At 47.0% G+C, this 6,131-nt stretch carries 6 protein-coding genes and 1 tRNA gene; 6 read left to right on the forward strand and 1 reads right to left on the reverse strand.

Annotation, left to right across the window (positions count from 1 at the left end; genetic code table 11):
* Positions 1-1,154: N-acetylmuramoyl-L-alanine amidase (locus BBD38_RS14105; protein ID WP_147568181.1), on the reverse strand; the 1,154-nt coding region annotated here is incomplete at its 3' end.
* Between the two features lie 207 nt (positions 1,155-1,361).
* On the opposite strand from BBD38_RS14105, the gene BBD38_RS14110 reads away from it, so the two are divergent.
* The 6 genes from BBD38_RS14110 (at position 1,362) to BBD38_RS14135 (ending at position 6,096) form a co-directional block, all read left to right on the forward strand.
* Positions 1,362-1,931, forward strand: a complete 570-nt coding sequence (locus BBD38_RS14110; RefSeq protein ID WP_066689359.1) for a GerMN domain-containing protein — start codon at positions 1,362-1,364, stop codon at positions 1,929-1,931.
* A 77-nt stretch (positions 1,932-2,008) separates the two neighbouring features.
* Positions 2,009-3,430, forward strand: a complete 1,422-nt coding sequence (locus BBD38_RS14115) for a glycosyltransferase (protein ID WP_172807857.1) — start codon at positions 2,009-2,011, stop codon at positions 3,428-3,430.
* A gap of 106 nt (positions 3,431-3,536) precedes the next feature.
* Complete coding sequence (locus tag BBD38_RS14120; RefSeq protein WP_066689363.1) at positions 3,537-4,430, forward strand: transporter substrate-binding domain-containing protein; 894 nt, start codon at positions 3,537-3,539, stop codon at positions 4,428-4,430.
* A gap of 121 nt (positions 4,431-4,551) precedes the next feature.
* Positions 4,552-5,268, forward strand: a complete 717-nt coding sequence (locus BBD38_RS14125; RefSeq protein ID WP_235829147.1) for an amino acid ABC transporter permease — start codon at positions 4,552-4,554, stop codon at positions 5,266-5,268.
* A 9-nt stretch (positions 5,269-5,277) separates the two neighbouring features.
* Positions 5,278-6,000: an amino acid ABC transporter ATP-binding protein gene (locus tag BBD38_RS14130; RefSeq protein ID WP_066689365.1), complete on the forward strand. Its 723-nt coding sequence runs from the start codon at positions 5,278-5,280 to the stop codon at positions 5,998-6,000.
* Between the two features lie 19 nt (positions 6,001-6,019).
* Positions 6,020-6,096, forward strand: a tRNA-Arg gene (locus tag BBD38_RS14135).
* The last annotated feature ends 35 nt before the right edge of the window (positions 6,097-6,131 follow it).

The following is a 6,131-nucleotide window of genomic DNA, read 5'->3' on the forward strand; positions in this document are numbered from 1 at the left end:
TCCGTTTTGACGGTATAGGTGCCGGACTTCATGACGCCGCTGTTGCCTAAGCGATCGATGCCATAGCTGTTGAAATAGTAGGTGCCCTCAGCATATCCAAAGTCGGCCAGCGAGAACACGGCCGCCCAGTTGTTAGTACCGGAGATGTTGCGTGCATTATACCACTTCGCACCGGAAACACCAGTCTTGTCGTTCCAGACGGCGAGCTGGACGGTGGAGACCCCGCTAGGGTCGTTGACATTATCCGTGCTTACGGTAAACAGCTTACTTACCGGATCATAAGAAGCGAACGTTGCCGAAGCTGTCGGCGGATTATATTCAGCCACAAACGCCGGAATGCGGTTGGGATATTTTGCGGCATAAGTATTTACGGCGCTTGTGATACGATCGGCCATAGTGCTCACATTGCTGTCTTTCTGCATGGCGGCCAAATCGCCGGAATTTGTCATAAATCCGGCTTCTACAAGAACCGTGGGAACGCGGGAATATTTTGTAAGATGATTATTGCTGTTGTTAAGCTGAACACTACTCTTGGAAGGGTAACTCGACTGCTGGAACGAACTGTTTAAGATGTTGGCAAAATCGTAGGAACGCTGGACGGACTCCTGGTTCCTTTCATATTTACCGACACCGTCGCGGTTCCCGACCCAATTTGTATAAAATGTGATACAGCCGGAAGGATTGCTGCCAGCCGGGTCCACGCTTCCATCTCCGATTGAATTATGATGGAGGGTCAAAACGAGATCGGGCTGGGTAGTGACCTTTGAATTATATTTGCTGGGATTGTGAATTGCGTCCAGGATTATATCCAAATCATATTGGGAACGATTGGAAGGACAAGGCGTCTGGATTATTGACGGAAGGTTTGGATATAGTGTAATAGGATTGGTAAGATACACCGTATATCCTGCCGCAGTCAACTTTTGGTAGGTGTAATAGGTCAACTTCTCGTTGAGGTTATCCTCGCGGATTGTCTTCCCGCCGTATGTAACGGATGCCCCGGAAGTTGTAGCCGAAGGACTGTGGCCGGCCTGGAGGAAAATTACAAAATCACTGTTGCTTTTTGCCTGTGCCGGGACAATCCCGATAAATAATACCAGAATTGTAGCAATTACTAAAATGAAACAAAAACTTTTCCTTAAATACTTTCTCATCAAATATACTCCCAAATGTGTTTTTAAGCTAAGGTCAATTCCTGACAAAGATACATTTATAAGGATACACGAATATGACGAAAAAATCAATTAAATGCGTAACAAAAAGTTCATTGAATTGTAAACATTATGATACAATTTAAGCATATCTTGGACTAACGACAATAATATGATATACTAAAAAAAACTCCGAAAGGAATAGACGGTATGAAAAAAAAGACAATTATTACGGTGATTATCGTTATAGCAATACTATTATTTACAGCATGCACGGCGGAGCCGGACCAGCAGGAATCTGCAGCGGTCACAACGGCGCCCGATCCGGAGCCCACGATTGAGACAACGCAAATCCCTTCGCCTGTTCCGGTCCAAACACCGGGACCTTCCCAGGAATTTGCCTATGACGATTCTTCAAAAATTATGTTCAAATATTGGGATGAGGGAACCCAGGAAGAGAAGGAAAGCACCTATGAAATCGATGCGGATGCAGGAAATGCGGCGGCTCTCGAGGCTGTTAACCAAGCTTTCTTTGGAACGGATGAAATAAAGGCGAATTCGATCACTTTTTCCGATGGGAACCTGTTTATTGACTTTGATGATTCCATCTACAATATGAATTTAGGATCGTCCGGGGAGGGAGCCGTATTGGAAGCGATTGCGAATGCATATCTGGAAAATGTGCAGGAGATCAATGCGGTCTATTATTCGGTGAATGGAGAGGATTATTCCAGCGGACATATTATTCAGGGGAAGGATCAGCCTTTTATGACGAAATAAGGCTGGGACGAAGCGAAATGGGGAAAAACGGGGAGCATATTGACAGCTTTCATGAAAATGCGGAAACGCTCTATGAATTGCTGGTTGAAGATAAGCAGGTCATTGAGGAGCAAAAAAAGGCATTTGAGAAGAAATGTGTTGAAGCTGCGGAAAAGGATCAGGAAATTGAACTTTTAAGGCACTCTGTACAGAAGCTTGGCACTAAAATAAATGAAATCAGCCTTTCCTATGGATATAGGGCACTGCAGAAATATTATGCGCTATCCCGGAAGAATAAGGTTACGCGTGCCTTTGCGAGGGGAATTCATAAATGCATGGGAAAGATTTTCCATGCACCGGTAGCGCACGAACCGGCGAAAAACAAGGAGATCGTTGCTTCCGGTGATAATAATGCCGCCGAGCAAGGCGCCTCTAAAGCAAGTATTATATTTTTGTCAATGATTGACTGGACTTATCGGTTCCAGCGCCCGCAGCATCTTGCCAAGGGACTCTCCGGCGAAGGGCATCCGGTTTATTTTATTAATCCAACCTTTTGGGGCAGGAACAGGGAACAACAAGGAAAGGTAGTTTCCATTACCTTTGAAAACGAAATGCCCAACATTAATGGACTGTCAAGCAGCAGGGAACTCTTTGACATTATGGCGAAAATTGAGGCCATGGTTGAAGCCGAAGGGATTCAAGATGCAGTCGTTATTTCAGAATATCCGACCTGGGCGCCGGTTTGTAGCCGCCTGAAAGCAAGATTTGGCTTTCAGGTTGCGTTTGACTATCTTGATGACGTCAGGGATTTTACCCACATAGAGCATTCGGGGTTCCTGAACGAGTGCTTTGAACAGATGTTTGGAATCAGTGACCTTGTTTTTGCATCATCACAGTATTTGTTTGATAAAGCCAGGCAAAAAAATGAGTGTTGCACCCTGTTGCGCAATGGAACAGAATTTGAACATTTTTATCAGGCATATGGAAAGCATGAAGATAAAAAAAGGCCTGTTATTGGATATTATGGTGAGATTTCAAATTGGTTTGATGACCGCCTTATGACATATGCTGCGGAAAAATTGCCGGAGTACGATTTTGTTTTGATCGGGAACACCGTATACGGCCATGTGGACGAATTGGAAAAGCTTCCGAATGTGAAATTGCTGGGAGAGAAGCCATATGGGGAGCTTCCGGGCTATTTGAAAGATTTTGATGTTGCGGTGATTCCTTTCGACGCTTCGCGTGATTTGATCAAAGCAACGAATCCGGTAAAATTTTATGAATACCTGTCGGCCGGCAAGAAAGTCGTGGCGACGGAAATCCCCGAGTTATTACCATTTCGGAATAAATATGCATTGCTGGACAACGATCCCGGGCAATTTGTCCGATACCTGAAAGACTGTATAGAAGGCAGGGACCAGTTATGCAGCGAAGAGGAACGAATCCGGTTTGCAAAAGAGAACAGTTGGTCAGAGCGGGTAAAAGTGCTGGACAGGGAGCTTGGTAAACTGCAGCGCTGAGATTTTGTTATGTTTTTATTCGTTTTTTGCATAAAGGGATTGATTTTTTTGAATATATATGTATAATTATACATTATAAGTTTTAAATATTTATTGGAGGAAAGATATGAAAAAGATTATTGCTTTGGTACTGACAGTATTGATGGCCGCGGCGGTGTTCGCGGCATGCTCCGCACCGGAACCGGCGGCGTCCGCGGCTCCTTCCGAGGCGGCTTCCACGGAACCGTCCGCAGCTGCATCCGAGAGCGCGGAAGCGTCCGACAGCGGCGCGGCGACGGGCGGCCTTGTTGACAAGATCAAGGAGGCGGGGGAACTCGTGCTCCTGACGAATGCGCAGTTCCCGCCCTATGAATATCTTGGCGACGACAACCAGCCGACGGGTGTGGATATTGAAATTGCGCAGAAAATCGCCGATGAACTGGGCGTAAAGCTGACGGTTGTGGACATGGACTTTGATGGTCTGGTTCCGGCGCTGAACGGCGGCAAGGGCGACTTTATTGCGGCAGGTTACACAATTACGGAAGAACGCCAACAGAGCGTTGATTTTTCGGATGAGTATGCGACTTCCAACCAGATGGTAATTGTGACGAAGGATAATCCGAAGGTGGCAGGCGCTACGGTGGAAGACCTGGCAGGAAAGACAATCGGCGTGCAGCTTGGCACGACGGGCGACCTTTTTGTATCGGATGAAGTGGAAGGTGCGACCGTAAAGCAGTATAAAAGCGCGATTGAAGCCGGTATGGACCTTGCGAACGGGAAACTGGATGCGGTTGTTGTGGATAAGCTCCCGGCACAAAGCATTGTAGCGAATAATGACAGCCTTATGGTGTACGACGATGTTCTTACGACGGAACAGTATGCAATGGCGGTTCGGAAAGGTGAATCGGACGATCTTCTGGAAGTCATCAATAAAGTTCTGGCTGACATGAAGGGCGGTATCGAGGAACTGACCCAGAAGCATTTCGACCAGTATTCCGGAACGCCTTCGGAAGCTGAGTAATCTCGATTTTGAAAAGTTTGCAGGAGAATTTTTTCCTGCAAACTTTTTTTTTGTTTGCAAATATAGTATAATAAAACATGCTTGCGCGTTTTCCTGAAAAACGTGACGAATAGTTTGGCAAATGATGGAGCTTGGGGATATGTTTGACAATCTTGGACAACAAATTTATAATACGCTGATTGCGAACGACCGCTGGACAATGTTCCTCGACGGATTGCTCGTTACCCTGATGATCGCGGGCATTGCGGTATTGATGGGCGTCGTAATCGGATCGGTTGTTGCAATTGCAAAGGTTAATGCGCTGCGCAACAAGCGCCTGAAATGGCTGAATGTTATCTGTGATATCTACTTGACGGTGATTCGGGGCACGCCGGTGCTGGTACAGCTTTTAATTATGTATTACATTATTTTTGCCGCCGCGCCGATTGAGATGGCGCCTTATGTTGCGGCGCTCGCGTTTGGCATCAACAGCGGCGCTTATGTCGCCGAAATTGTACGGTCGGGCATTATGGCCGTGCCGCGCGGGCAGATGGAGGCAGGGCGGTCCCTCGGCCTTACGAACGGCATGACGATGCGCACCATTATTTTCCCGCAGGCAATTAAAAATATCCTGCCCGCACTGGGAAATGAATTCATCGTATTATTTAAAGAGACCTCCATTGTTGGATATGTTGCGGTTACGGATTTGACGCGCGCCGCCGAGCTGGTGCGTTCACGGACGATGGACGCTTTTGTTCCGCTGATTTTTATTGCACTTGTTTATCTTGGTATTGTTATGCTGATTACCTGGGCGCTCAGGAAACTGGAAAAGAAACTCGCACAGAGCGATGTGAGGTAGGGGTGCGCTATGATTATTGTAAAGGAATTATTCAAGCAATTTAACGATAATATGGTCCTCAGGGGCATTGACGAGCACATCGAGCGCGGCGAAAAGGTGGTCATTGTTGGTCCGTCGGGAAGCGGAAAGTCTACTTTTTTACGATGCCTGAATATGCTCGAGGTTCCGACCGGTGGTGAAATCTGGTTTGAAGGGAAGCTGCTTACGGACAAAAACACGGATATCGACAAAGTACGGCAGAAGATGGGAATGGTATTTCAGCAATTCAACCTGTTTCCCCATAAAACCGTGGGACAGAATATTATGCTTGCGCCGTTAAAGCTTGGGCTGATGACAGAGGACGAAGCACAGGAACGTGCAGAAACACTCTTGAAAAGAATCGGATTATCGGATAAAATAGATTCATATCCTTCGCAGCTTTCAGGCGGACAGCAGCAGCGTGTGGCAATTGTACGTGCGCTTGCCATGAGCCCGGACGTCATGCTTTTCGATGAACCGACCTCGGCGCTTGATCCTGAAATGGTTGGGGAGGTGCTTGATTTCATGCATACCCTTGCGGATGAAGGGATGACAATGATTGTCGTCACGCATGAAATGGGTTTTGCAAAAGAAGTTGCGACCCGCTGCCTGTTTATGGATGAGGGTAAAATCCTGGAACAGGCGCCGCCGATGGAATTCTTCGACAGTCCGAAGAATCCGAGGCTCCAGGATTTTCTTTCTAAAGTATTGTAACTGCGTTTTGCAGTTTCATGTGCTCGTAGCTCAGCTGGATAGAGCGCAGGACTCCGACTCCTGAGGCCAGAGGTTCGAATCCTCCCGGGCACACCAAAACACAGCTTGCACCGTAGGTGCGGGCTGTGTTT

This window comes from Christensenella intestinihominis (assembly GCF_001678845.1).
Taxonomy (GTDB): Bacteria; Bacillota; Clostridia; order Christensenellales; family Christensenellaceae; genus Christensenella; species Christensenella intestinihominis.

Coding starts and splice junctions, on each gene's coding strand:
- BBD38_RS14125 (WP_235829147.1), top strand. CDS start 4,552: ATGATGGAGCTTGGGGATATGTTTGACAATCTTGGACAACAAATTTAT.
- BBD38_RS14120 (WP_066689363.1), top strand. CDS start 3,537: ATGAAAAAGATTATTGCTTTGGTACTGACAGTATTGATGGCCGCGGCG.
- BBD38_RS14130 (WP_066689365.1), top strand. CDS start 5,278: ATGATTATTGTAAAGGAATTATTCAAGCAATTTAACGATAATATGGTC.
- BBD38_RS14110 (WP_066689359.1), top strand. CDS start 1,362: ATGAAAAAAAAGACAATTATTACGGTGATTATCGTTATAGCAATACTA.